This is a genomic window from Micromonospora sp. CV4, assembly GCF_003667455.1.
Classification (GTDB): Bacteria; Actinomycetota; Actinomycetes; order Mycobacteriales; family Micromonosporaceae; genus Micromonospora.
Map to the genome: position 1 here is coordinate 59,464 of NZ_RCVI01000265.1, position 25,615 is coordinate 85,078.

The 25,615-nt window shown below is 72.7% G+C and carries 21 protein-coding genes; 11 read left to right on the forward strand and 10 right to left on the reverse strand.

Features of this window, described 5'->3' with window-relative positions; all coding sequences use genetic code 11:
- The first annotated feature begins 56 nt into the window (after positions 1 to 56).
- From glgA to glgB, 3 genes are all read left to right on the forward strand, one after another.
- Positions 57 to 1,265: a glycogen synthase gene (glgA, locus tag EAD98_RS16155; RefSeq protein WP_121654890.1), complete on the forward strand. Its 1,209-nt coding sequence runs from the start codon at positions 57 to 59 to the stop codon at positions 1,263 to 1,265.
- 175 nt (positions 1,266 to 1,440) lie between these two features.
- Positions 1,441 to 3,576, forward strand: coding sequence for an alpha-1,4-glucan--maltose-1-phosphate maltosyltransferase (locus tag EAD98_RS16160; protein WP_233583845.1), 2,136 nt, complete (start codon positions 1,441 to 1,443; stop codon positions 3,574 to 3,576).
- Positions 3,564 to 5,666, forward strand: coding sequence for a 1,4-alpha-glucan branching protein GlgB (glgB, locus tag EAD98_RS16165; RefSeq protein ID WP_121654891.1), 2,103 nt, complete (start codon positions 3,564 to 3,566; stop codon positions 5,664 to 5,666). Before EAD98_RS16160 ends, glgB begins: the two co-directional genes overlap by 13 nt.
- Before the next feature lie 21 nt (positions 5,667 to 5,687).
- On the opposite strand, the gene EAD98_RS16170 is transcribed toward glgB, so the two are convergent.
- Positions 5,688 to 6,728, reverse strand: a complete 1,041-nt coding sequence (locus EAD98_RS16170; RefSeq protein ID WP_121654892.1) for an App1 family protein — start codon at positions 6,726 to 6,728, stop codon at positions 5,688 to 5,690.
- Between the two features lie 123 nt (positions 6,729 to 6,851).
- Here EAD98_RS16170 and EAD98_RS16175 point away from each other — a divergent pair, with 123 nt between their 5' ends.
- The 4 genes from EAD98_RS16175 to EAD98_RS16190 all read left to right on the forward strand — a co-directional run bounded on the left by EAD98_RS16175 (position 6,852) and on the right by EAD98_RS16190 (position 11,247).
- A complete protein-coding gene (locus EAD98_RS16175) occupies positions 6,852 to 8,471 on the forward strand; it encodes a glycosyltransferase family 39 protein (protein WP_121654922.1) in 1,620 nt (539 codons plus the stop codon).
- A gap of 54 nt (positions 8,472 to 8,525) precedes the next feature.
- The gene (yaaA, locus tag EAD98_RS16180; RefSeq protein WP_121654893.1) at positions 8,526 to 9,323 is read left to right on the forward strand and encodes a peroxide stress protein YaaA; all 798 of its coding nucleotides are present in this window, start codon (positions 8,526 to 8,528) and stop codon (positions 9,321 to 9,323) included.
- 105 nt (positions 9,324 to 9,428) lie between these two features.
- The gene (locus EAD98_RS16185) at positions 9,429 to 10,205 is read left to right on the forward strand and encodes a hypothetical protein (RefSeq protein WP_233583846.1); all 777 of its coding nucleotides are present in this window, start codon (positions 9,429 to 9,431) and stop codon (positions 10,203 to 10,205) included.
- 76 nt (positions 10,206 to 10,281) lie between these two features.
- The gene (locus EAD98_RS16190) at positions 10,282 to 11,247 is read left to right on the forward strand and encodes a TAXI family TRAP transporter solute-binding subunit (protein WP_233578820.1); all 966 of its coding nucleotides are present in this window, start codon (positions 10,282 to 10,284) and stop codon (positions 11,245 to 11,247) included.
- Between the two features lie 11 nt (positions 11,248 to 11,258).
- Here the strand turns inward: EAD98_RS16190 and EAD98_RS16195 are convergent, their stop codons facing one another.
- From EAD98_RS16195 to EAD98_RS16205, 3 genes are all read right to left on the reverse strand, one after another.
- Entirely contained in the window at positions 11,259 to 12,695 is a 1,437-nt protein-coding gene (locus EAD98_RS16195; RefSeq protein ID WP_121654895.1) for a HAMP domain-containing sensor histidine kinase, read from the reverse strand.
- 9 nt (positions 12,696 to 12,704) lie between these two features.
- Positions 12,705 to 13,361, reverse strand: a complete 657-nt coding sequence (locus EAD98_RS16200) for a response regulator transcription factor (RefSeq protein ID WP_121654896.1) — start codon at positions 13,359 to 13,361, stop codon at positions 12,705 to 12,707.
- 85 nt (positions 13,362 to 13,446) lie between these two features.
- Positions 13,447 to 13,758: a hypothetical protein gene (locus EAD98_RS16205; protein WP_121654897.1), complete on the reverse strand. Its 312-nt coding sequence runs from the start codon at positions 13,756 to 13,758 to the stop codon at positions 13,447 to 13,449.
- Positions 13,759 to 13,860: 102 nt separating this feature from the next.
- On the opposite strand from EAD98_RS16205, the gene EAD98_RS16210 reads away from it, so the two are divergent.
- Positions 13,861 to 14,199, forward strand: a complete 339-nt coding sequence (locus EAD98_RS16210; protein WP_121654898.1) for a DUF952 domain-containing protein — start codon at positions 13,861 to 13,863, stop codon at positions 14,197 to 14,199.
- Positions 14,200 to 14,361: 162 nt separating this feature from the next.
- Positions 14,362 to 14,907, forward strand: a complete 546-nt coding sequence (locus tag EAD98_RS16215; RefSeq protein ID WP_121654899.1) for an acyltransferase — start codon at positions 14,362 to 14,364, stop codon at positions 14,905 to 14,907.
- Between the two features lie 60 nt (positions 14,908 to 14,967).
- Here EAD98_RS16215 and EAD98_RS16220 read toward each other — a convergent pair whose 3' ends face one another.
- Positions 14,968 to 16,710, reverse strand: a complete 1,743-nt coding sequence (locus EAD98_RS16220) for a CDP-glycerol glycerophosphotransferase family protein (RefSeq protein WP_121654900.1) — start codon at positions 16,708 to 16,710, stop codon at positions 14,968 to 14,970.
- Between the two features lie 520 nt (positions 16,711 to 17,230).
- Between EAD98_RS16220 and EAD98_RS16225 the strand changes: the two genes are divergently transcribed.
- A complete protein-coding gene (locus EAD98_RS16225; RefSeq protein ID WP_121654901.1) occupies positions 17,231 to 19,270 on the forward strand; it encodes a DUF6541 family protein in 2,040 nt (679 codons plus the stop codon).
- Between the two features lie 209 nt (positions 19,271 to 19,479).
- Here EAD98_RS16225 and EAD98_RS16230 read toward each other — a convergent pair whose 3' ends face one another.
- Entirely contained in the window at positions 19,480 to 20,445 is a 966-nt protein-coding gene (locus tag EAD98_RS16230) for a Gfo/Idh/MocA family protein (protein WP_121654902.1), read from the reverse strand.
- Positions 20,442 to 21,542 (reverse strand): DegT/DnrJ/EryC1/StrS aminotransferase family protein, encoded by a 1,101-nt coding sequence (locus EAD98_RS16235; protein WP_199723427.1) that lies wholly within the window; start codon positions 21,540 to 21,542, stop codon positions 20,442 to 20,444. Before EAD98_RS16235 ends, EAD98_RS16230 begins: the two co-directional genes overlap by 4 nt.
- Before the next feature lie 214 nt (positions 21,543 to 21,756).
- Here EAD98_RS16235 and EAD98_RS16240 point away from each other — a divergent pair, with 214 nt between their 5' ends.
- Positions 21,757 to 22,884 carry a lysylphosphatidylglycerol synthase domain-containing protein gene (locus EAD98_RS16240; protein ID WP_233583847.1) on the forward strand — a complete coding sequence of 376 codons (1,128 nt, stop codon included), beginning with the start codon at positions 21,757 to 21,759 and terminating at the stop codon, positions 22,882 to 22,884.
- Between the two features lie 117 nt (positions 22,885 to 23,001).
- On the opposite strand, the gene EAD98_RS16245 is transcribed toward EAD98_RS16240, so the two are convergent.
- Genes EAD98_RS16245 through EAD98_RS16255 form a run of 3 tightly spaced genes read right to left on the reverse strand, consistent with a single transcriptional unit; the run spans position 23,002 to position 25,598 of the window.
- Positions 23,002 to 24,189: a glycosyltransferase family 4 protein gene (locus tag EAD98_RS16245; protein ID WP_121654905.1), complete on the reverse strand. Its 1,188-nt coding sequence runs from the start codon at positions 24,187 to 24,189 to the stop codon at positions 23,002 to 23,004.
- Positions 24,190 to 24,201: 12 nt separating this feature from the next.
- On the reverse strand, positions 24,202 to 24,669 hold the full coding sequence (locus tag EAD98_RS31585; protein ID WP_121654906.1) for a DapH/DapD/GlmU-related protein: 468 nt from the start codon (positions 24,667 to 24,669) through the stop codon (positions 24,202 to 24,204).
- Positions 24,666 to 25,598: an NAD-dependent epimerase/dehydratase family protein gene (locus tag EAD98_RS16255; protein WP_121654907.1), complete on the reverse strand. Its 933-nt coding sequence runs from the start codon at positions 25,596 to 25,598 to the stop codon at positions 24,666 to 24,668. The genes EAD98_RS31585 and EAD98_RS16255 overlap by 4 nt, the downstream gene beginning before the upstream one ends.
- Positions 25,599 to 25,615: the final 17 nt, after the last annotated feature.

Genomic DNA, 25,615 nt, shown 5'->3' on the forward strand with positions numbered 1-25,615 from the left:
CCCTCGCCCCACTTCACCACTCGTACGGGGAGTCTTCTGCACTAGGGTGCGGGGTCATGACGGAACCCACCCCGCTGCGCGTCGATCTGCTGACCCGGGAGTACCCGCCGGAGGTCTACGGCGGCGCCGGAGTGCACGTCGAGTACCTGGCCCGGGAGTTGCGCCGCCTGGCCGACGTGCGGGTGCACTGCTTCGGCCTGCCGCGCGCCGAGCCGGGCGTCACCGCGTACACCGAACCGCCCGGCCTGACCGGCGCGAACGCCGCGCTGCGCACGATGGGCGTGGACCTGGAGATGGCCGCCGGCACGGCGGGCACCGACGTGGTGCACAGCCATACCTGGTACGCGAACCTGGCCGGGCACACCGCGAAGCTGCTGCACGGGGTGCCGCACGTGGTGACGGCGCACAGCCTGGAGCCGCTGCGGCCGTGGAAGGCCGAGCAGCTCGGCGGCGGCTACGCGCTCTCCTCCTGGTGCGAGCGCACGGCGGTGGAGGCCGCCGACGCGGTGATCGCGGTCAGTGGCGGGATGCGCCGTGACGTGCTGGCCGCCTACCCGCAGGTCGACCCGGACCGGGTCCGGGTGGTCTACAACGGCATCGACACCGCCCAGTACGCCCCGGACCGGGGCACCGACGTGCTCGACCGCCTCGGCATCGACCCGGCTCGGCCCAGCGTGGTGTACGTGGGAAGGATCACCCGGCAGAAGGGGCTGCCCTACCTGCTGCGGGCCGCCCGGGAGCTGCCGGCGGACACCCAGCTCGTGCTGCTCGCCGGCGCACCGGACACCCCGGAGATCGCCGCCGAGGTCCAGGAGTTGGCCGCCGAGCTTCGGGCCAACCGCTCCGGCGTGGTGTGGGTGGCCGAGATGCTGCCCAAGCCCGAGGTGATCCAGGTGCTCACCCACGCCACCGTCTTCGCCTGCCCGTCCGTGTACGAGCCGATGGGCATCGTCAACCTGGAGGCGATGGCCTGCGAGACGGCGGTGGTGGCGACCGCCACCGGCGGCATCCCCGAGGTGGTGGCCGACGGCGAGACGGGCCTGCTGGTGCCGATCGAGCAGGCGACCGACGGGTCCGGGACGCCGTTGCGGCCGGAGCGGTTCGTGGCCGACCTCGCGGCGGCGATCAACACGCTGCTCGCCGACCCGGCCCGCACCGAGCGGTTCGGCCTGGCCGGCCGGCGGCGCGCGGTGGAGCACTTCTCCTGGGACGCCGTCGCTCAACAGACGCTCGACGTCTACCGCTCGGTCCGGGCGGCGGGCTGACTCCGCTCAGATCGCCGTTCCCGGCGGGGATTTGAGCAACGACGTCGCCTGCCTGACTCCGCCCCCGGGACCCGCACCACGACGATCCGCGCATCCTCGTCCACGATCCCGGGGTGCGGGACTGACAGGCGTGCTTGGCCGCGCGCGAACGGATCTCGCGCAGTAGGTTGGCGGGGTGACTGGACGGTTCCCGATCGAAGACGTCTCCCCCGTCGTCTCCTGCGGGCGGTACCCGGCCAAGGCGGTGGTCGACGAACCGGTTCCGGTGTCGGCGCGCGCCTACCGGGAGGGGCACGACGCGCTGGGCTGCAACGTGGTGTGGGCCGGCCCGGACGGCGCGAGCCAGCCGTTCACCCGGATGCGCCCCGGTGAGCCCGGCCAGGACCGCTGGCACGCGGTGATCCGTCCGGACGCCGTGGGCACCTGGACCTTCGCCGTCGAGGCGTTCCAGGACCCGTACCTGACCTGGCAGAACGCGGTGACCAAGAAGATCGCCGCCGGGCAGGGGCCGGCCGAGCTGGCCAACGACCTGGCCGAGGGCACACGGGTGCTCGCCGCCGCCCGGGACCTCGTTCCGGTGAGCGACCGCCCCCGGGTCGCTGACGCCCTCGCCGCCCTCGCGGACACGGACCTGCCGCTGCCCCAGCGGGTCGACCCGGCGCTGGCCCTGGCCGACCTGCTCTGGGAGCACCCGGTGCGGGAGCTGGTGACCGTCGGTGAGACGTACTCCATCTGGGTGGACCGCAAGCGGGCGCTCTTCTCAGCCTGGTACGAGTTCTTTCCCCGCTCCGAGGGAGCGGCACAGGGCCGGTCGGGCACCTTCGCCACCGCCACCGAGCGACTGCCCGGTGTCGCCGCGATGGGCTTCGACGTGCTCTATCTGCCGCCGATCCACCCGATCGGCCGGGTCAACCGCAAGGGCCGCAACAACGCGCTCACCGCGGGGCCCGACGACGTGGGCTCGCCGTGGGCGATCGGCGCCGCCGAGGGCGGCCACGACGCCATCCACCCCGACCTGGGTACGCCGGCGGACTTCCGCGCCTTCATCGAGGCGGCGGCGGCGCAGGGCCTGGAGGTGACGATGGACCTGGCGTTGCAGTGCGCGCCGGACCACCCGTGGGTCACCGAGCACCCGGAGTGGTTCACCACCCGGGCCGACGGCAGCATCGCGTACGCGGAGAACCCGCCGAAGAAGTACCAGGACATCTACCCGGTCAACTTCGACAACGACCCCGAGGGCATCCGGGCCGAGGTGCTGCGGGTGGTGCTGCACTGGGTCGGCGAGGGCGTCCGGATCTTCCGGGTGGACAACCCGCACACCAAGCCGTTCGACTTCTGGCACTGGCTGATCGCCGAGGTGAAGAAGGTCGACCCGGACGTGCTGTTCCTCGCCGAGGCGTTCACCCGGCCGGCCATCATGCACGGCCTCGGCAAGATCGGCTTCACGCAGTCGTACACCTATTTCACCTGGCGCACGACGGCGGCCGAGATGCGGGAGTACTGCGAGGAGCTGGTCGCGTCGGCCGACTACATGCGACCGAACTTCTGGCCGAACACGCCGGACATCCTGCACGAGTCGTTGCAGCACGGCGGCCCGCCGATGTTCAAGATCCGGGCGGTGCTGGCCGCGCTGCTCTCCCCCTCCTGGGGCATGTACGCCGGCTTCGAGCTGTTCGAGCACGTGGCCCGTCCGGGCGCCGAGGAGTACCTGGACAACGAGAAGTACGAGCTGCGTCCCCGGGACTGGGCCGGTGCGGAGGCGCAGGGCCGGTCGCTGGCCCCGTTCATCGCCACCCTCAACCGGGTCCGCCGGGACAATCCGGCCCTGCACCAACTGCGCAACCTGCGCTTCCACGAGATCGACAACCCGGCGTTGCTGTGCTGGTCCAAGCACGACCCGGAGACCGGCAACAGCGTCATCGTGATCTGCTCCTTCGACCCTCGTGCGGTGCAGTGGGGCAACACCACGCTGGACATGCCGGCGCTCGGCTTCGACTGGCACGAGCGGTTCACCGTGCACGACGAGGTCACCGGCACCAGCTACGACTGGGGCCAGCGCAACGCGGTCCGGCTCGACCCGTACCTGCAACCGGCGCACGTGCTGACCGTTCGCCGCCCCACCCCGCCTGCCACGCCCGAGCCGGCGGGCGCCGAGCCGGCGCACCTCACCGTCGCCGACGTGCCGGACGACCTCTCGGGCGGCCCCGCGCCGACAACCCCGGCCACCGTGGCGTCCCGCCTCTCCGCCGCCCGTTCGTCCCGCTCCGCGCGGACCGCTCCCGCCCCGAAGGATCCTCGATGGACCAGCTGATCACCGGCGCGACGCACGACCCGCACGCGCTGCTCGGCGCGCACCCCGCCGACTCCTCGACGACGATCCGCACGATGCGCCGGGGCGCCGGCGACGTGGTGCTGCTCGTCGGCGACGAGCGACACCCGATGAAGCGGGTGCACGACGCCGGCGTGTTCGAGGCGGTGCTGCCCGGCGAGGTCCTCGACTACCGGGTGGAGGTCGACGGGGCGACCCACGACGACCCGTACCGCTACCCGCCGACCCTCGGCGAACTGGACCTGCACCTGATCGGCGAGGGCCGGCACGAGCGGCTGTGGGAGGCGCTCGGCGCGCGGGTCTTCGACGAGGGCGTGGCGTTCAGCGTGTGGGCGCCCAACGCCCGAGGGGTACGGGTGGTCGGCGACTTCACCGGCTGGGCGCCTGACGACGGCTGGCCGATGCGCTCGCTCGGCTCCAGCGGCGTGTGGGAGCTGTTCGTGCCCAACGCCCGGGTCGGCGCGCGCTACAAGTACCGCGTCCTCGGCGCCGACGGGCAGTGGCGGGACAAGGCCGACCCCCTCGCGGGGTACGCCGAGGTGCCGCCCGCGACCGCCTCGGTGGTGCACCACTCGACGTACCGGTGGAACGACGCCGACTGGCTGGCCCGGCGGGCCCAGCGGCAGCCGCACCAGGAGCCGATGAGCGTCTACGAGGTGCACCTCGGCTCGTGGCGGCCCGGCCTGGGTTACCGCGAGCTGGCCGAGCAGCTCACGGCGTACGTCACCGAGCTGGGCTTCACCCACGTGGAGTTCCTACCGGTCATGGAGCACCCGTTCGGCGGTTCCTGGGGCTACCAGGTGACCGGCTACTACGCGCCGACCTCCCGCTTCGGCGACCCCGACGAGTTCCGGCACCTCGTCGACCAGCTGCACGCCGCCGGCATCGGCGTGATCCTGGACTGGGTGCCCGCGCACTTCCCCAAGGACGAGTGGGCCCTCGCGCGCTTCGACGGCACCCCGCTCTACGAGCACCCCGACCCGCGGCGCGGCGAGCACCCCGACTGGGGCACCTACGTCTTCGACTTCGGCCGCCGCGAGGTCCGCAACTTCCTCGTCGCCAACGCGCTCTACTGGTGCGACCAGTTCCACGTCGACGGGCTCCGCGTGGACGCCGTCGCCTCGATGCTCTACCTGGACTACTCCCGCAAGGACGGCGAGTGGGCCCCCAACCAGTACGGCGGCCGGGAGAACCTGGAGGCCATCGCGTTCATGCAGGAGGTGAACGCGACCGTCTACAAGCACCACGCCGGGGTGGTGCTGATCGCCGAGGAGTCCACCGCCTGGCCGGGCGTGACCCGGCCGACGGCCGACGGCGGGCTGGGCTTCGGGTTCAAGTGGAACATGGGCTGGATGCACGACACCCTGCTCTACACCTCGAAGGACCCGATCTACCGCCAGCACCACCACCACCAGCTCACGTTCTCCCTGGCGTACGCCTGGAGCGAGAACTACGTCCTGCCGATCAGCCACGACGAGGTCGTGCACGGCAAGGGCTCCCTCGCCGGCAAGATGCCCGGCGACACCTGGCAGCGGCTGGCCAACGTTCGGGCGCTGCTGGCGTACATGTGGGCGCACCCGGGCAAGCAACTGCTCTTCATGGGCTCCGAGCTGGCCGACGACCGGGAGTGGAGCGAGGAGCGTGGCCTCGACTGGTACCTGCTGCACGACCCGGCCCGGGCCGGCGTGCAGCGCCTGGTCGGCGACCTCAACCGGATCTACCGGGCCACCCCGGCGCTCTGGGCGCAGGACACCGAGCCCGCCGGCTTCCGCTGGATCGCCGGCGACGACGTCGCCAACAACACCGTCTCGTTCATCCGGATCGCCCCGGACGGCTCGACGCTGGTCTGCGTGGCGAACTTCTCCGCCCAGCCGCTGCACGACTACCGGATCGGCCTGCCGGCCGGCGGCACCTGGACCGAGGTGCTCAACACCGACGCGCAGCACTACGGCGGGTCCGGGGTGGGCAACCTGGGCAAGGTGCACGCCGAGGACGTGCCGTGGCACGGCATGGTCGCCTCCGCCGCCCTCCAGGTCCCCCCGCTGGGCGTCATCTGGCTGCGTACGGGCTGACGGCCCGCGAGCTGCGCGGGGTCAGACCAGGCCGGCGTCGCGCAGCAGTTGCCACAGGCCCGCGCCGTCCGGGGCGGAGAGCCACTTCTGCCCCACCGCCGCCGTCGACGGGCGCTCGGCCGGGGCGGGCAGGCTACCGGCCAGCACCGACTGGGTCGGGGAGAGTCGCCGGATCGCCACCCCGGCGACGTTCTCCGGGTGGGCGGCGGCGAACTCCCGGTAGATCTCCTGGTCGTGCTGGCCGTCGTCGCCGACCAGCAGCCAGCGCACCTCGGGGAACTCCCGGGCCAGGCGGGCCAGGGTGACCCGCTTGTGCTCCCGGCCGCTGCGGAACCAGCGGTCGGCGGTCGGACCCCAGTCGGTGAGCAGCAGCGGCCCGGCCGGGTAGAGGTGCCGGGACAGGAAGCGGGTCAGCGTCGGCGCCACGTTCCACGCGCCGGTGGAGAGGTAGAAGACCGGCGCGCCGGGATGCGCGGTGACCAGCCGCTCGTAGAGCACCGCCATGCCGGGCACGGCGGCCCGGGCGTGCTCGTCGAGCACGAAGGTGTTCCACGCGGCCAGCAGCGGCCGGGGCAGCGCGGTCACCATCACCGTGTCGTCGATGTCGGAGAGGATGCCGAAGCGGACCTCCGGGTCGAGGATGCGCACCGGCGCGTCGACGGGCTCCGCGTCCGGCACGCTGAGCCGGACCGTGCCCCAGCCGGGCGGCAGGTCGGCCTCGACGAGCGTGTCGACGAAGCCGCTGCGGTCGGCCCGCGCCTCGCAGCGCACCCCACCGGCTTCGATGGTCACCGTGACGTGCTTGGCGGGCAGGGTGGTGAAGCTGCGCCAGCCGCGGACCTTGTCCAGGCGGCCCCGCTGCCGGGTGTCGGGGCGGCCCAGCAGCACCCGGCACATCACCCGCACCCAGCCCGGTGAGCCGTAGCCGGTGTACGCGATGATGTTGATTCGCCAGCCTGTGCGCCGCAACCGACGCTCCACGAGCTGGTGCACGGCGTCCTCGATCCGCGCGGCCCGGTGCAGGTTCGGAACGGCCAGCTGGCCGGCGGGAGTGGGTGGCACCCGCCAACCCTGCCACACGTCGACGGCCACGGCCATGCGAGCGGACGCAGCCTGCGCCGAACCACCCCGGCCGGCCCGCCGTCCGTGAAACACTCCGGTCGGGACGACGACGGGGGCGTGGTCGTGTCGCATCCAGAGCAGCACCGTGGGCGACGGCGCCCGCGACTCGACCGGCCGGCGCTCGTCGCGCTGCTGTTCGGGCTGGCCGGCGTCGGGTATCGGCTGGTCCTGACGCTGTACACCGTGCCGGTGTCGAACAGCGACGAGGCGACGTTCGGTCTCGCCGCGCTGCACATCGCGCAGGGCCGGGAACGGCCGGTCTTCCTCTACGGCCAGCACTACATGGGGATGCTGGAGTCGTACCTGGCCGCGCCGCTGGTCGCCGTGACCGGGCCGAGCTGGCCGGTGCTGCGGCTGCCGATGCTCGCGCTGTACGCGGTCTTCCTCTACCTGATCCACCGGCTGACCCGTCGGCTGTACGCGCCGTGGTTCGCCGCCTTCGTGGTCGGTCTGCTGGCGCTCGGACCGGAACGGGTGGTGCGGGACCAGCTCACCGTCGTCGGCGGACGGCCGGAGGTGAAGCCGGCGGTGCTGCTGATGCTGCTGATCACGGTGGGGTTGGCGGCCGGCACGGTCCACCGTCGGCGGCTCGCCGTCGCCCTGTTCGGTCTGCTCGTCGGGCTGGCCGCCTGGTCGGACTGGCTGATCCTGCCGTACCTGACGGTGGCCGGGCTGGCCCTGGTGTGGGCGGTGCGGCGGGAGCTCCTCGGCTGGTCCGGCCTGTTGCTGGTGGCGGGTTTCGTGGTCGGGGTGGCGCCGATGATCTACGACAACCTGCGGGCGCCGCCGGGTGCGGACTCGCTGTCGGTGTTCCGGGAGGTCAGCACCAAGGCGGGCCCGCTGCCGCCGTGGTCCGAGCGGATCCGGGGCGGCCTGCTGGAGGGGGTGCCGCTGGCGCACGGGCTCTGCCCGGTGGACGGCTGCGGTCGCTGGCAGCAGTGGTTCGGGCTGCTCTATCCGGTGCTGCTGGTGGTCGCCGCGGTGGTCGCGGTGCTCGCGTACCGCCGGGCCGCCGGGACGTCCCGCGGGGAGCGGATCCGGCCGGTGGTGCAGCTCGCGCTGCTCGCCGGCGCCGCGTTGACCATGCTGTCGTACGTGCGCAGCCCGCTCGCCGCGACCAGCCCGCTGGACAACGCCCGCTACCTGTCGGTGCTGCAACTGTCGCTGCCGGCGGTGCTCTGGCCGCTCTGGGTGGCCGCCGTCGCCTGCTGGCGGGGCACGGTGGGCGCGCTCGGCCGGCTCACCGGCGCGCTGGCCACCGCCGTGCTGGCCGCGCTGACCGCGACCACGCTGGTGATCACCGTGCTCTTCGCGACCACCGGCGTCGAGGCGTCGCTGACCGAGGAGCGCCAGGCCCGGCAGCTGGCGTCGGCGCTGCGCGCCAACGGCCCCCACGAGGTGTACGGGGACTACTGGACCTGCAACCGGCTGATCTTCAACACGGACGAGACGGTGGTCTGCGGTGTGCTCGACGGCGACCTGTCCCCCGGGCAGAACCGCTACCTGCCGTACTGGCGACAGGTCGGCCGCGCCGAGCGACCCGGCTACGTGGTGGAGGTCGACTCGCCGATGGAACGGCGGCTGCGCCGGCTGCTCGCCGACCGGCCCGACGCCGCACCGGTCCGCGAGGTCGACGGCTATCGCGTGTACCACCCCGACACCCCGGTCCGGCCCTGGCGGTAACGGCGGGTCGTACGCTGGCCGGGCCGCCGCCGTCCGCCCGTCGAGGAGACCCCGATGCTCATCCTGCTGCCGCCCTCGGAGGGCAAGGCCGACGCCGGCACCGGTCGACGATGGTCCCCGGACCGGCTCGCGTTGCCCGAGTTGAACCCCGCCCGGGAGCGGGTGCTCGACGCGCTCGTGGCGCTGAGCGCCGGGCCGGACGAGGCGGCGGCGCTGGACGCGCTCGGGCTCAGCGAGGGCCAGCGTGGCGAGCTGCGCCGCAACGCCCGTCTGCGGGTGGCGGCCACCGCGCCGGCCGCGCAGATCTACACCGGAGTGCTCTACGAGGCGCTGGACCTGGCCTCCCTGCCGGCGGCGGCGCAGCGGACGGCGCGCCGGTCGATCCTGATCAGCTCCGGACTGTGGGGCGCGGTGCGGCTCGCCGACCGGATTCCGCCGTACCGCTGCCCGATCGGCGCCCGCCTGCCCGGCGTGGGGGCGCTGTCGGCGTACTGGCGGCCGGTGCTGGCGCCGGTGCTGTCCGCCGCGGCCGGTTCCGGGCCGGTGCTCGACCTGCGCTCCGGCGCGTACGCGGCCACCTGGACGCCGCGCGGGGAGCTGGCCGAGCGGACGGTGACGCTGCGGGTGCTGCACGAGCGGGAGGTCGACGGGGTGCCGGTCCGCTCGGTGGTGAGCCACTTCAACAAGGCCACCAAGGGGCGGTTGGTCCGTGACCTGCTGGTCGCTGGGGCCCGGCCGCGTACCGCCGGGGAGCTGATCGGCGCGCTGCGCGACCTGAAGCACACCGTTCTGGAGCAGACGGCCGCCCCCGGCCGGCCGCGGCAGGTGGATCTGGTGGTCACCGACCTCTAGCGCGACAGCCGCAAGATTTCCTCAAGGCTGGGCGGGACCGGTTCCGCATCGGCGGCGCAGGGGCCACGGTAGGGGAACCCAGACTCCGACAAGGGAGCACCCCCGTTGGCCCGAGAACCCGCCCTGCTCGACCGGCGCCCGTCCCCGGTGACGCCACCCCCGCTGGACTGGCTGACCCTGGGCGACGCGTTCGAGGCCGCCTGCCTGCTGCGCTGCACGCCACGGCCGACCGCCGCACGGTTGACGGCGACGCTCCCGGCACACTCGCCGGGGGTGGAGTTCAACCGGGAGGACGCCGCCCAGCGGATGCGGCAGTTGCTCGCCCGGCTGGACATCCCGGTGACCCACGAGGTGGCCGTCGGCGGCCTGCGCCGCCGCTACGAACTGCACCGGCTCTGGGTGCCGCGGGAGCACCGTGGCGCGTACGCCCGGATGCTCGATGCCGGTTGGTGGCAGGGGCGTCGGGAGCTGCTCGGCGGTCCGCTGCCCGGCGCCTCGCCGGCCCGCCGGCGGTGGGTGTCCCGGCTCGCCGCGGCGGCGTGGCGTTCGGCGCTGCTGGCCGGCGGGCGGCACGTCCGCCGGCACATCCTCGGCGTACGGCTCACCGACCGGGAGCTGGCCGCGGTGCTGATCCGCGGCGCGGCCGTGCTCGACGTGCCGGCCCTGCTCCGTCCCGGCACCGGCTGCTTCCTGGTCAGCGTCGCCGACGGGCCGGACCGGGAGCGGATCCTACGCAGTGCCGCCATGGAACCGGCCCGCACCGTGGCCATGGAACCGGCCCGCACCGCGGCGAGCACAGCGGCGCTGGAGCCGGCCGGCACCGCCGCGATCGAACCGGCCCGCACCGCGGCGATGCCGCCGGAACGCCGCCCCGCCTGCTGACCCCGGACCCCGGGATGGCACCCACCGGTCGGCTCCGGGCTTGCGTCCACCGGTCCGGCGGCGCACAGTGCACCGCGTGAGTCGTACCTCGCCCAGCCGGCCCGGTCACCGCCGCCCGGTGACGGCGGCGCTGCTGACGCTGCTGCTGGCCGCGACCCTGGCCGGGGCCGCCAGCTGCCGGGACGCCCCGGCCGAGCCGCTGCCGATCCGGATCGCCACGGGCAGCCCCACCGCCGTCTACTACGCCTTCGGGCAGTCCCTGGCGGCCATCCTCAACCGGGAGCTGCCCGACGTGCGGGCCAGCGTGGTCGTCACCGCCGCCTCGGCGGAGAACGTCCGGCTGGTCGGTTCCGGCTCGGCCGAGCTGGGCTTCACCCAGGCCGACGTGCTGCCCACCACCACGGCGGACAGTCCCACGGTCGACGCCGTCGCCCGGGTGTACGACGACCAGCTGCACCTGGTGACCACCGCCGGCGGCCCGGTCCGCACCGTCGCCGACCTGCGCGGCCGGCGCGTCTCCGTCGGCGCCCCCGGATCGGGCACCGAGATCACCGCGATCCGGCTGCTGGAGGTGGCCGGGCTCGGCGGTGACGGGGTACGCCAGGAGCGGCTCGGGCTGGACGACTCGGTGACCGCGCTGCGCGCCGGGCGGATCGACGCCTTCTTCTTCTCCGGCGGGCTGCCGGTGCGAGGCATCAAGGAGCTGGCCGGGCGTAGCGCCACCCGGATCGTGGACCTCGGCGAGTGGGTGGAGCCGCTGCGCGCCCGCTACGGCCAGGTCTACGTCTCCCGGGACATTCCCCGCTCCGCGTACGGCGTCGACCCGGTGACCACCGTGGCCAACCCGAACTACCTGATCGTCCAGGCCGACCTGCCGGAGCGGTTGGTCCGGGAGGTGACCCGGCTGCTGATGGAGCGCCGGGCCGAGCTGGGCGCCGCGCATCCGGCGGCGGGACGGATGAGCCCCCGCTCGGCGATCGCCACCGCCCCGCTGTCGCTGCACCCCGGAGCCGCGGCCTGGTACCGCGCGGCCAAACCCTGACGCCCGGCCCGCTACCGGGAGAGCGTCGACCGTAGATCGACGGCCGCTTCCTCGTCCGTCGGCTCCGCCTCGGGGGCGGGCTGAGGCGCCGGGAACCACAGGCCGGCGACCAGCCCGCGCGGCTCACCGACGCGCATGGTGAGCCGCCCGTCGGAGGCGTCCACCAGCACGGCGGCGATGGTCAGGCCGAGCCCGGCGCCATCCACGTTCTGCGCGTCCGGTGCCCGCCAGAACCGCTCGGTGGCCTGGTCGAGCTGGCTCTCGGTCATGCCCGGACCGGTGTCGCGCACCTCCAGGGCCACCCCGTGGTCGCGGCCGGCCACCGTCACCGTCACCGCCCCGCCGGCTCCACTGAACTTCACCGCGTTGTCGATCAACGCGTCCAGCGCCTGGTCGACGGCGGTCGGCACGGTCCGGGCGTACGCCGGGGCGTCGGTCGTGACGAGCCGCAGCGCGACCGACCGGTGCCGGGCCAGCGGCGCCCACGCGGCCACCCGGGACGCGGCCACCGCCGCGGCGTCCACGGTGACCCGCTCGTTCTCCTCGCGTTCGGCCCGGGCCAGGGTCAGCAGCGCGTCGAGCACCAGAGCCAGCCGGTCGGTCTCCTCCAACGCCAGCCGATGCTCGGAGCGCCCCTCCGGGTCGGTGAGGCTCGGACCCAGCTCCTCCACCCGCAGCCGCAGCGCGGTGAGCGGATTGCGCAGCTGGTGGCTGGCGTGCGCGACGAACGCCCGCTGCCGGTCCATCACGTCGGAGACCACGTCGGCCATGTGGTTGAAGCTCGCCGCGAGCCGGCGCAGCTCCGGCGGGCCGAGCCGGTGCAGCACCCGGGCGCTCCGGTCGCCCTCGGCGATCTCGTGGGTGACCGCGTCCAGCTCGGTGACCGGGCGCAGCACCCAGCCGGCCAGCCCGAACGCGGTGAGCACGCACGCCAGCACGACGAGCAGACCGGCCAGGGCGAGCAGCAGCCACCAGGCGGTGACGGCCCGGCTGATCGGGCCGGCCGGGGTCACGATCACCACCGCGCCGAGCACCTCGCCGCCGTCGTTGATCGGCACCGCCACCACCACCGCGCCGACCGTCCACGGCCACACCGACGCGGGGGCGCTGGTCTGCTGCCCGGACAGCGCGATGTCCAGCGCCGTGGTGGTCCCCGCGGCCGGCCGCCAGCTCGCCGAGGCGACGACCGTGCCCCGTTCCCGGTCGACGACCGCGGCGCCGATCGCGTACAGCTCGTCGTAGCTGCGCAGCTCCGCCTCCAGCGGGCCCGGTCCGCCGCCGCGCAACGCCGGCCCGGCCAGCGAGGCGAACCGGGTGGCGTCGGCGAGCCGGTCGGCGCGTACCCGTTCGGTCTCGCGGCTGGCCAGGGTGATGGCCAGCGGGGTCTCCAGGGCGATGAGGACGAGCACCATCAGCAGCAGATAACTGATCACCAGTCGACGGCGCACGGCAACCCCTCACGCATCGCGCAGCCGGTAACCGACCCCGCGTACGGTTTCGACCAGGCCGGCGTCGCCCAGCTTGCCGCGTAGCGACCCGACGTGCACCTCGACGGTGTGCCGATCGGTCCAGGTGGTGCCCCAGGCGTCGAGCAGGATGCGGTCGCGGGGCACCGCCACCCCGGGCTGCCGGGCCAGCGAGAGCAGCACGTCGAACTCCTTGCGGGTCAGCGTGACCGCCCGGCCGTCCACCGTCACCGTCCGGGCGGCGACGTCGATGCGCACCGCGCCGGCCTCGATCAGGTGCCGCTCCGGTGCGGCGTTCGCGGCCCGGCGCAGCACCGCCTCGATGCGGGCCTGCAGCTCCACCATCGAGAACGGCTTGACGACGTAGTCGTCCGCGCCGAGGCGCAGGCCGAGCACCCGGTCGCGTTCCTCCCCCCGGGCGGTCACCGCGATGATGCCGAGCTGGCTGCTGCGCCGGCGCAGCTCCCGGCAGAGGTCCGTGCCGTCCCCGTCGGGCAGGGTCAGGTCCAGCAGCACCAGGTCGCACGGGGCGGCGGCGAGCGCGGCGGCGACGGTGGCGGCGTGCTCGACCTGGTACCCGCGGCGGGTGAGGGCGGAGGAGAGCGCGGCGGCCACCCGGCGGTCGTCCTCCACCAGCAGGATCCGCACCCGTGCCCCCGTCCGTCGCAGTACTTTCCTGCGAATGGTGGCAGAAGGCCGCCGTCAGCGGGAGGGCCGCCTCCCCGGGGAAGGTTTAAAGGCCGAAGACGTCGTCGTTGACGCCGTCCCGCACGCCGTCGACGAAGCCTCGGAAACCCGGATCGTCGTGGCGGGCCGGCACGCTGGTGACGTTGACCCCGCTGGCCTGGGTCACCGCGTCGACCAGGGGCGGGTAGTCGATCTCGGCGTCGGTGAAGGCGCCGTCGTCCGCCTCGGCCAGGTTGATCACGTGCTGCACGTCGTCGGACGGGGTGTCCGGATCCTCCGCCCACTCGCCACCGGCCCGGTAGCACTCGTCGTACAGCGCGCGCTGGGTTTCGGTCCAGTCCTCGTCGTAGCTCTCCATCGTCACCCTCCCGCCGCCTGCTCCACCTGAGCATGCCGGGCCGCGACCGGCGTCGGCGGCGGTACGGCCGAAACGCCCTGTCGGGCCACGTAGGCTGCCACGGTGATCTACAAGTTGCTGCCGACGGTGGAGTGGGACGACGCCCGGGCGGTCGGCCACCTGGTCGGCTCGGCGGTGGACCGGCAGGACGGCTTCATCCACCTCTCCGCGGCCGATCAGGTGGTGGAGACGGCCCGGCGACACTTCACCGGCGTCACCGGGCTCACCCTGCTGACGGTGGACCCGGAACGGCTGGGCGACCGGCTGCGCTGGGAGCCCTCGCGGGGCGGCGAGCTCTTTCCGCACCTGTACGGCCCGCTGCCGGTGACGGCGGTCGTGTCGACGCGGACGCTACCGGCCGATCAGCCGGCCGCCGACGCGGTGGCGGCGCTGCTGGCCTGAGCGGTCGCTATGCTACGCCGAGTCCCGCGCGCCCCGGCCCCACGCTCCGTGCCCGGGCGGGCGTGGCAGCCCCGATCCGCGCGGCCGACGGCCGTCCCGGCGCATGCCGACGCGGGTCACCGACGGCGCCCGGCGCGCCCTGCGACCCATGCGAGTTGAAGGATGACTGACAGCAGTTCCCCGTCCCCCTCGGTCTTCGTCCACCCCACCGCCGACGTGGAGGAGGGCGCCCGGGTCGGCGACGGCACAAAGGTCTGGCACCTGGCCCACATCCGGTCGTCGGCGGAGGTGGGCGCCGGCTGCGTCATCGGCCGCAACGTGTACGTCGACGCCGGTGTCACGGTCGGCGACCTGGTCAAGATCCAGAACAACGTCTCCGTCTACCAGGGGGTGACCCTCCAGGACGAGGTCTTCGTCGGCCCGTGCGTCGTGTTCACCAACGACTTCCGGCCCCGCGCGCAGAATCCCGACTGGAAGATCACCCCGACGCTGGTGCGCAAGGGCGCCTCGATCGGCGCGAACGCGACCCTGGTCTGCGGAATCGAGATCGGCGAGTACGCGATGATCGCGGCCGGCTCGGTGGTGACCAGGGACGTCGCGCCGTACCAGCTCGTCGCCGGCAACCCGGCCCGGCCCAAGGGCTGGGTCGACGAGAGCGGCGAGGTGGTCTCCCGGGACGTGGACAACCCGCCGCAGCGGCAGGGCTGAGTCGACGACGAACGGCGGTGGACGGAACGCATCCGTCCACCGCCGTTCGTGTCGGGCGTGTCAGTGGCAGAGCCGGGCGATCTCCTCCTGGAACCGGTCCATCGAGTTCGCCTCGGCCGGACCGAGCAGGTACGTCTTCAGCTCACGCCGAGCCTCGACCATCGGGTCGTCGTCGGACCGGGTCACGGCGACGATCTTCTCCAGCTCGCCGCAGTCCCGGCAGAGCAGGTACGCCGCCCGCGCGGTCGGGTACTCCCGCCGGAAGTCGTCCTCCGGCAGGCCGCCCGGGTTGGCCACCACGTACGGCCGTTCGCTCTGCACGAAGTCCGAGACCACACTGGAGACGTCGCTGATCAGCAGGTCGGTCTGGTTGAAGCAGTCGAACAGCGCCGGCGTGCGGCCGGTGACCACGAGGTGTCGGGTGCCGTCCAGCGAGGTCGCGTCGGCGTCACCGCCGGCTCCGCGGATGAGGTCCACCAGCCGCTCGTGCACCGCCTTGGCTTCCTTGGAGCGGGAGCCGGTCAGCGGGTGCGGCTTGTAGATCACGCGCACCTCGGGCTTCGTCGCCAGCAGACCCTTGATGATCCGCTCACCCATCAGCACGAGCGAGGTGTGGTACGGGTCGTCGTCCAGCCACCCCTCCCAGGTCGGGGCGTAGAGCACGGTGAACGGCCGATCGACCGACTCCGCACCGAAGGTGTGCACGCCGGCGAGCTGCGGGCGCCCGATCTCGACGATGTCGCTGTCGAGCACGCCCACCCCGGCACGGGCGTATCGCTCCCGACCGGCGAGACCGGCGACCCAGACCTCGTCGTACACCTTGCTGTAGGGGTTGACGCTGGCGGCCTTGTCGCTGTCGCCGTGCCCGACGAAGACGTGCTTCATGCCCGGCTCGCGGAGCATGTGGATGTTCGCGCCGACGTTCGCCGCGTAGAGCGCCGCGCGGACGCTGCCGAGTTCGAGGTTCATGAAGTCCACCCCGGCCGGCACGCAGATCACCGGCAGTCGGGTGTCGGCGAGCTCGTTGAACGCCTCCCGGCTCCGCATCAGCACCACCGCGCGCTGCTCCAGCGCCTCGGTCGGAGCGAGCCACATGTTCGCCTGGTAGACGTCCTTGGCCGGGCCGGCGAAGTAGAGCGCCACCTCGGGCCGGTGGGCGTCGAGCCAGCGCTGGACGGCGGGCAGCAGCGGGCTCTGCCCGGAGCCCCGGCCGCGCAGCCAGGTCAGCGCGACGATCCCACCGACGACCGCGGCGGCGAGCACCGCCACCAGTCCCGCGCCCAGCACCGGCGCGGCCGTGTCACGCACGGCGGCGACCACGGCGGCCGGTGCCAGCACCACGTTGACGAGGGCCAGCCGGTCACCGGCGAGCCACGACGCCCACTCCGGTGGACGGGGCGCGGAGCGCAGCGGCCCGAGGTCGATGTTGCGTACCAGCGCCGAGGTCGGGTTGCGCCGGTCGATCATGGTGGCGAGGGCGCCGGCGAAGACCGAGATCAACCAGACCGTGGCCGGCAGCAGCAGGATCAGGCTGAGCTCCCCCGCGCCGGGGCGGACCGTGGCCACCACCAGCAGGACGATCGCGAGGTCCCGGGTGAGCTGGCGGTAATCCCCGCGCAGGCCGACTTTCTCAAGAAGGGTGTGCGTGGCGGGCGACCAGCGGGCGAGCGCGTATTCGCCGCCGAGAGCGGCGAGCCCGGCCACCGTGAAAACGGCGGCCCAGCCGAGCGCACCGGCGACGAGCATCACGACGTAGGCCAGCAGCAGCAGCGCGCCGCGGGCGGCGACTCCCGCCGGTCCCATCAACTTACCGAACAAGGACTAGCTCCCTAGAGATCGACGACTGGCTCCACGGACCACTGGCGCCGTGACGGCCTGGATCCCCCGCTTCTGCTGCGATCGTGGGCGTGCCGGGCGTCGCCGGTACGCCCCTCACAGAGGCACCGACGGAGGACCGGTCGGCACGAGGCAGCCCACCTGCCCCCCACCGTTCCTGACCCGTGACGGCAACCGGCACTCCCGCGGCCACCCGCCACCGCGCTGGTGTGACCTTAACGCGAAGGAACGCGCCGGTATCGTTCGGGTGCCCCAGCGTCAGGCGAAAAGTCCTCCGGGGTCCGGATCGTCGCCCATCCGCGCCGGCGCGAATCCGCCCCGCCGGAGAGCGTCGGGATCGCCGCGGATGGCGCGCGGTCTCGATAGAACCTCGTCGGTCGCCGGTTCCTATACTGGGCCGGCCGCCTGGCCCAAGCGACGGCCGCCCACGCAGCAATCGATCACGGCGGTGGCCGCGGTGATTACCGTCCCCCGAGAAAGGATCTGCGTGTTCACAACCCTGATCGCCCTCGTCGTGGCACTTGTGCCCGGTGCGGTGCTCGGCTTCGCCCTCCCCCCGGGGCGCTACCGGTGGGCCGTGTGGGCCGCCGCCCCGGCAACCACCCTCGGTCTGGTCACGGTCGGAATGGCGTGGTTGCCGACGCTGGGCCTGCCCCGGAGCGCCCTGGCGGTGCTCGTCGCAGAGCTGGTGCTGGCCGGCGCCGCGGTCGTCGCGTCCCGCTTGTTCTGGCTCGGGCTGAGCGACGCGGACGGGGAGGCCGGGCGGCCGAGTCTCCGCGCACGCTTCCGCCGGCTCCCCTCGGTCCGCCCCCGCTGGGTCGACATGGCCGGCGTCGCCATCCCGTCGGCGATCACCATCGCCTTCGGCTGGTTGATGCTCGGGCGGCTCGTTGCCCCACCCGGCTGGGACGCCATGAACCACGGCTTCCTGACCCGCCGCATCCTGGACACCGGCAGCGTCATGGTCACCTCGGCGTGCACGTCCGGCGTCAACGAGGTCTCGGTCTCCTGCACGTTCTACCCGCTGTCCGCCGACATCTCCTGGGCTCAGGCCGTCCAGATCACAGGCGGTCACATCAGCACCGCGATGGCCGCCTGGTCCATCATCCTCGGCCCGCTCGCCCTGGTGGCCAGTGTCTACGGCTGCGCCCGGGCGCTCGGCGCCCGGCCCGTCGTCGCCGCCTGCGCCGCGACCGCGCCCGCCTTCATCGGCCCGATGTGGGTCTCCGTGATCAACGGGCGGATCAACGAGCAGACCGCCCCGGCCATGGCGGGCGCCATCGCGCTGCTGGTGGCACTCGCCCTGCGCGGCCCGCACCCCATCCGGCTCGGGCTGCTGGCCGGGCTCGCCGGCGCCGGCCTGGTCATGACGCACACCTACGACGTCCTGTTCATCGGGGTCCTCACGATCGGCGTGGTGCTGGCGCTCCGCGCGCCGTTCAGGCTGCGTGCCGGCGCCACCGCCCTCGGCACCATGGTCGTCGCCGCGCTGCTGCCACTGTTGCCGCTGCTGGGTGCCCTGCTCGGTGCGAACGGCGAACGGACCTCCAACAATCCCGCCCTGCCGAACATGTGGGACAAGTCGTTCGAGTACTGGGTGACCCACCCCCAGCGCTACGCGCTCTTCGGCTATCCGCTGGTGCCGAGCAAGGACTTCGTCTTCACGATGTCGCCGATCAGCGTCGCCGTGGTCATCACGATGGCCTGCCTGCTGGTCTCGCCGTTCTGCCTGTTCATCCCCCGGCTGCGCTGGGCCCGGCCGTGGTTCGTGGCCGGCGCCGTCTTCACCGCCATCGGCATCTGGACCACCAGTTCCGAGTCGACCGCCGCGGCCACGCTGGCGGGTCTCTGGTACGGCGTCCGCGAGCGGGTCCGTTCGATGATCTTCCCGGTCTACGGCGTCCTGACGGTGGTCGGTGCGGTCGTCATCGGGATCGCGATCCAGTGGCTCGTGTCGCGGCTGGTGGCCAAGGCCCACGGCCTGCGCGACTCGGCGGTGCCGGCCGCGGTGGCCGCGACGGTCCTGGTGCTCGCGCTCATCGGGATGGGCGCCGTGCCGTCGAGTTGGAAGCCGTTGCGGACGGCCATGATCAACAGGGCGCCGCTCGGCAATTCGTACGTCCAGACCTACGAATGGCTCAGCGAGAACACCCCGCCCGGTAGGACGGTGGCCTACGACCGGCACCGCGAGTTCATGTCCTGGGCGTACGCCGACTACAAGAACCCGCTGCTGTTCGGCATCCCGCCGCTGCCCGGCCTCACCGCCGCGGACAACGACTACGAGCGCCGCTGGGCCGCGTTCCACTGGCTCGTGGGCACCGAGGGTGCGGAGCCCGCCGGTTGCGACGTACGCCGGTTCGGCGTCGAGTACGTCGTCGTCGGCAAGCGCGCCATTCCCGCCGCGACGAAGAACTACAAGCAGGCGTCCCTCGACGCCAGCGACAAGGTCACGCTGGTGCAGCGCTTCGGCCGGATCAAGATCTACCAGGTCACCGACGCGGGACGGGCGTGCGCGTCCGCCGGCTGACCGACCGCCCGTGGGCGTGATCCGGCTCGTCGGGCGATAGTCGAGGGAGCGTAGCCCGGTGCGGCCCACCGGGCGACGTTCACCGGGCGACGCTCACCGGGCGACGCTCACCGCGCGACGCTCACCGGGCGACGCTCACCGGGCGACGCTCACCGACCGGACACACGAAAGGGCGGGGCGACCGTGGTCGCCCCGCCCTTTCTCGTCCGTCAGCGGCCGTTGTCGGCGAAGAGCCGACCCACCACCCGGTGCGCCGGCAGGATCCGCTGCCGCTCGACGTCGGCGTCGGCGGTGCCGGCGACGATGTCCAGGAAGTGGTCCAGCTGGGCGGCGAGCGGCTCGCGATTCGTGATCAGCTCCGGCACCTCGATGATGCTCTGCTGCCGGTAGCCGCGGCCGTCCGGGGTGGCCGCGTCCAGCGAGACGTGCCGGTAGATGGTCACGTCCTTGCGGATCAGGTCGGCCTCGATCAGCCGGTCGACCTCGTTGATGACCAGGGTCCGTACCTTGCGCTGCCCGATCCGGCTGGCCGACACGTTGGCCAACGCGCCGGTGCCGAAGGACAGCACGGTCTCCGCCACGTCCTCCGCCTCGGTGAGCGAGTCGGGGTGGAAGTGGCCGAAGGTGCCGCGGACCGTCGTCGGCTCCTCTCCGCCGAAGGCCTGGATCGCCAGGTCGACGTCGTGGATGAGCAGGTCCCAGGCGACCCCGGTGCGGATCCGCGGCGCGTACGGCGAGTGCCGGGTCGCGGTCAGGTGCAGCGGGCGGTGGACCAGGGCCAGTGCCGTCAGCACCGCCGGGTTGAACCGCTCCAGCAGCCCGCAGAGCAGCGGCACGCCGCGCTTCTCGGCGGTCGCCACGATCTCCTCGGTCTCGGAGAGGCTGCCGCAGACCGGCTTCTCGATCAGCAGCGGCTTGTCGGCGGCCAGGACCTGCTCGGCGAGACCGCGGTGGAACTCGGTGGGAGCGGCGATCACCACGGCGTCGACGTCAGTGAGGTCGTCGGCGTCCGGGGACCAGTCGGCCCCGTACCGCTCGGCGGCCTGCTGGCCCACCGAGCGCCGGGGCTCGATGACCCGGGCCAGCTCGGCCCGGTCGGACTGGGCGACCACCCGGGCGTGCAGCGAACCCATGACCCCGGTGCCGACCAGGGCGAAACGCAGCTTGGCGGTCACGCGCCGACCGCCTTCCGGACGGCCTCGACGACCTGGTCGAGGTCGCTGTCGGTGAGGTGCTGGTGCACCGGCAGGGAGACGCACTGGCGGACCACCCGGTCGGCCACCGGCGCCGGGTCCGCGATCACCCGGGGGTGGTCGCGGTAGCAGTCGTAGTCGTAGACCGTCTTCGGGTAGTAGATGCCGCAGCCCACGCCGCTCTCGGTCAGCCGGGCGATCACCTCGTCGCGGCTCACCGGAGCCTCGTCGGTGACCAGCACCGTGTACTGGTGCCAGACGTGCGACCGGCCGGGCAGCTCGGTCGGCACGCGCAGCCCCGGGACGTCGGCCAGGCCGGCGGAGAGCCGGGCGGCGTTGTCCTTACGACGCTTGACGTTCTCGCCGTACGCGGCGATCTGCGGGATGCCCAGCGCGGCCTGCAGGTCGGTGAGGCGGTAGTTGTGACCGGCCACCTCGTACTGGTAGCGCTGCCGCATGCCCTGGTTGCGCAGCACGCGCAAACGGTCGGCGAGCACCGCGTCGTTGGTGGTGATCATGCCGCCCTCACCGGTGGTGAGGTTCTTGGTGGCGTACAGCGAGAAGGTGCCGAGACCGAAGCTGCCGGCGCCGCGGCCGGAGATGGTCGCGCCCAGGGACTGCGCGGTGTCCTCGACCAGGCCCAGGCCGTGCTTCTGGGCCAACGGGGCGATGGCGTCCATGTCGGCCGGCTGGCCGTACAGGTGCACCGGCATCAGCACCCGGGTGCGTGGGCCGATGGCGTCGGCGAACGCCGCCGGGTCGACGCAGAAGTCATCCTCGCGAATGTCGGCGAACCGCGCGGTGGCGCCCGCTTCGAGGATCGCGTTGAGGGTCGCGACGAAGGTGAAGGGGCTGGTGACCACCTCGTCGCCGGGCTGCAGGTCGAGCACCTGGAGCGCGGCCACGAGGGCGGTCGTGCCGTTGTTGACGGCGACCGCGTGCTCGACGCCGACCAGGTCGGCGAACTCGCGCTCCAGTCGGGCCACCATCGGCCCCTGCGCGATGACACCCGAGCGGATCACCTCGACCGCCAACCGTTCGGCCGCCTCGTCCAGCTTGACGACGGAAATCGGGATCACAACAGCTCTCCTTGAGGTATGGGGCAGCGTGCAGACCGTAGCAGCGCGGGAGATGCCCGGCACACCTGGACCACCGCGACGCGAATCCATCTACGGCCGAACCCGTTCCGACTCGCGGTCAACCTCGGTTCGTGGTACGCGGCACACTGCGCTAGTCTCGGCGAATTGTGCAGGGACCCGGACGGGTCAAAGACGACCAAAGGACAGGACGGCCGTGGCAGAAACCGCGACGCAGGTCGAAACGGTACCCGCACCGGCCACCGGGGCCGCCACGGCGAAGTCCCGCTGGCTCTCGCTGGCCGTCCGGGTGGTGGTCATCGTGGCGATCGCGGCCGGCATGACCTGGAGCGTCGTCAGCCAGTGGCCGCAGGTGAAGCAGACCTGGGTCGACCTGGCGTGGCCCTCGGTGGTGCTCGCCGTGCTGGCGGTGCTGGCCGGCATGTTCGCCAACTCGATGGCCTGGCGGGCCGCCGCGGCTGACCTGGAGCACCGGGTGTCCGTGCCGGCCGCCCTGCGGATCTGCATGGTCGGCCAGCTCGGCAAGTACATCCCGGGCAGCGTCTGGGCCTACGTCCTCCAGATGGAGCTGGGCCGGCGCGCTGGCCTGCCGCGGGCTCGGGCCTTCCTGGCCACTCTCGTGGCACTGGGCCTCGGTGTCGTCGCCGCGCTCGGCGTGGGGCTGCTCAGCCTGCCCTCGCTGCTCGACGCGACCGCCGACTCCGGCGCCGAGTACGCCGAGCCGGTACGCGTCGCGCTCTACATCGTCGCCGTTCTCTTCCCGATCGCGCTGCTCTGCGCCGTTCCGGCCGTGTTGACCCGGCTCATCCAGCTCACCCTCAAGGTGCTGCGCCGACCGCCGCTGCAGCACAAGCTCACCCTGCCCGGCGTGCTCCGGGTGGTCGGCTGGAGCGCCCTGGGTTACACCCTGTTCGGCGTGCACCTGTGGCTGCTGGCCAACGCCCAGGCCGCACCGGGCCTCGGCGGCCTGCTCCGCAGCATCGGGTCGTTCGCCATCGCGATGACCGTCGGGATGTTCGCCTTCCTCTCCCCCTCCGGGCTGGGTGTCCGGGAGGCCGTGCTGGTCGCCACCATGGCGCCCTTCCTCACCAGCGCCGGCGGCATCGGAGCGGCGACCGGGATCGCGCTAGCCTCCCGACTGATCTTCACCGTGGCCGACCTGCTCGCCGCCGGCATCGCCGCCCTGTCCGGGATGCGGCAGTTGCAGAAGGCGACCGGGGAGAGCGCTGCCGGCCCGGAGCTCGACGAGGCCGCGGCGGCGGTCCGGGTGGAGCAGGTGCCCGCGCCGCGCTCGGGTGCCGACACACCGGTCGCCACCCGCTGACCGGTTTCCGCCCCGGCGACAATCCGCGAGAGACGACCTCCACGGGATACCGACGTCAAAAAACACCGGTGCCCCCGATCTGCTGATCGGGGGCACCGGTGTTTGACGTACGCCGGGTCAGCGGCCCCGGGAAGCGGCCATCTCGCTCAGCACCTCCAGGTGCAGGTGCAGCACCCGGTCCAGGCTGAACCGCTCGCGGATCAGAGCCTGACCGTTGACCCCGATCTGCTTGGCCAGGGCCTGGTCGGTCAGCGCGGCGATCAGCCGCTGCGCCAGACCCCGGACGTCACCCGGCTGGCAGAGCAGGACGTTGTCCCCATCGCGGAGGGCGATGCCGGGGAAGTTGTCGGCCCGCGCGGGCGCCACCACCGGGACCCCGGCGGCCATCGCCTCCAGGGTCGCGGTGCCGAGGCCCAGCCCCTGCTCGTGCGACTCCACCGTGGCGGCGGCGAGGTAGTCCGGGATTTCGCTCTTGGGCACCTTGCCCGCCGCGATGACGGCGTGCTCGACGCCGAGCGCACGGGCGCGCTCGGCGAAGTGCTGGTAGTAGACCTGCCCACAGATGAGCAGCTTCGCGTCCGGCACCGCGGCCAGCACCTCGGGCAGCGCCTCGACCAGCGCGACGCGGTCCCGCAGCGGAATGACGTGGCCCACCGACAGGATCACCGGCGCGTTGCCCAGTTCGTGACGGTCGCGGACCCGCTGACCGTTGCCGCCGACCACCCAGTCCGGATCCACGCCGACCGGGATCGGCACCAGGCCGGAATGCGCGCCGCGATAGCGCGACTCGATGTACTCCTGCATGAGCACGTCCATCACCACGAGCCGGGGCTTGCTGCGCCACATGAACGGCTTGACCATGGTCGCGTCCAGGCCACGGAACACCCTCGCGTACCGGGCCTGCGGGTTCTCCAGCCGGGTGTGGATGGAGAGCAGCGCCGGCACCCGACGCTTGCGCGCGTAGAGCGCGGTCGCCCAGGTCAGGTCGAAGAACTGCCCGTGCTGGTGGATGACGTCCGGCCGGAAGTCGTCGAGCAGTGTGCGGACCCGCCGCAGCACGCTCGGCCGGCTGGTGAACGAGATGTCGAAGCTGACGGCCAGCCGGGTCTCCGGCAGCATGAACGCCGGCAGCCGGACGATCCGCATCCCGTCGCGCTCCTCGACCGCCGGAGCGTCCTGGTAGGCGGCGGTGAGCACCAGCACCTCGTGCCCGGCGGCGGCGTAACCGCGGGCGAGCGACTCGGACAGGTGGGAGCTTCCGCCGGCGCGCGGCGGAAAGAAGTTGTTGACGACTGCGATACGCACGGAGGGGGACTCCTAGCTTTCCGCTACAGGGACGAACCGGACATCGCCGCCGTCCAACTCGACTGTGGAGACCACCCGAGCCGGGACCCCCGTCACAACCGCTCCCGGTGGCACGTCTCTGGTGACCACGGCGCCCGCGCCGACGACCGCACCGTCACCGATGGTGACGCCCATCATCACGGTCGCGTTCGCCCCGATGAAGACGCGATCGCCGATCATCACCGGCGCCCGGTCCACCGAAGCATAGGCACGACCCGATACGCAACGCCGAGCCGTGGAGTGCGTGTAGATCTGCGCGCCGCAACTGATGTCGCACCCGGCGCCGATGGTCAGCCCACCGGAACCGTCGATGACCGTGAAGGCGCCGATCCACGTCCCCGCGCCGATCACCGGTTCGCCGATGACCCAGGCGTGCGGGTTGTACGGGTTCGCCGGGAGCCCGTGCGAAGACGGACTCCCGGCGGACGACGGCTGGGTCACGCCACCTCGGTCTTGATCAGATCGGTCATCCCGTCCTCGACGGCGATGGTCGGCTCCCAACCGAGCACCTCGCGGGCCCGGGTGATGTCCGCGGCCCGGCGGCTGACCAGCACCTCACGCGGGCTGAACTGCGGCTCCACGTCGACGCCGACCGCCTTGATCAGGATCTCGGCGAGGGTGGCCACCGAGGTGTCGATGCCGGTGCCGATGTTGACCGGCACGTTGCCCTGCTCGGACTCCAGCGCGGCGACCACGGAGCGGGCGATGTCGTGGACGTGGATGAAGTCCATCGACTGCTCACCCTTGCCGTCGATGACCGGCGGCTGACCGGTCTTCAACCGCTTCACGAAGTGGTTGATCACCGAGGTGTAGTAGGCGGTCGGCTTCTGGCCCGGGCCGTAGACGTTGAAGAACCGCAGGGCGACCCAGTTCAGGCCCTTGCTGCGCTGGTAGAAGCCGAGCAGGTCCTCACCGGCACGCTTCGAGATGCAGTACGGGGTGAGCGGGTCGAGCCGGTCGTCCTCGTGCATCGGCAGCTTCTTCGGGTCACCGTAGACCGACGCCGACGACGCGAAGACCAGCCGCTTGACGCCGTGGTCGGCGGCGGCGGCGAACACGTTGTGGTTGCCGACCATGTTGATGTCGATCGACTCGTGCGGGTCGGCCTGGCTCTTGTTGATCGAGACCGCGGCGAGGTGGATCGCGTAGTCGCAGCCCTTCATGGCCGCGTGCACGGCGCCGCCGTAGCGGACGTCCTGCTCGATCAGCTCGACGTCGCCGGTCGCCACCAGCTCCGCGATACGGTCCCGGTCGCCACGGGTCATGTTGTCGAAGATGCGGACCCGGTAGCCCTTCTCCAACAGCAGCGGTACCACGTGCAGGCCGATGAAACCGGCGCCTCCGGTGATGAAGACGGTCTGCTTCGACATGGCGGAGCGTGTCCTTC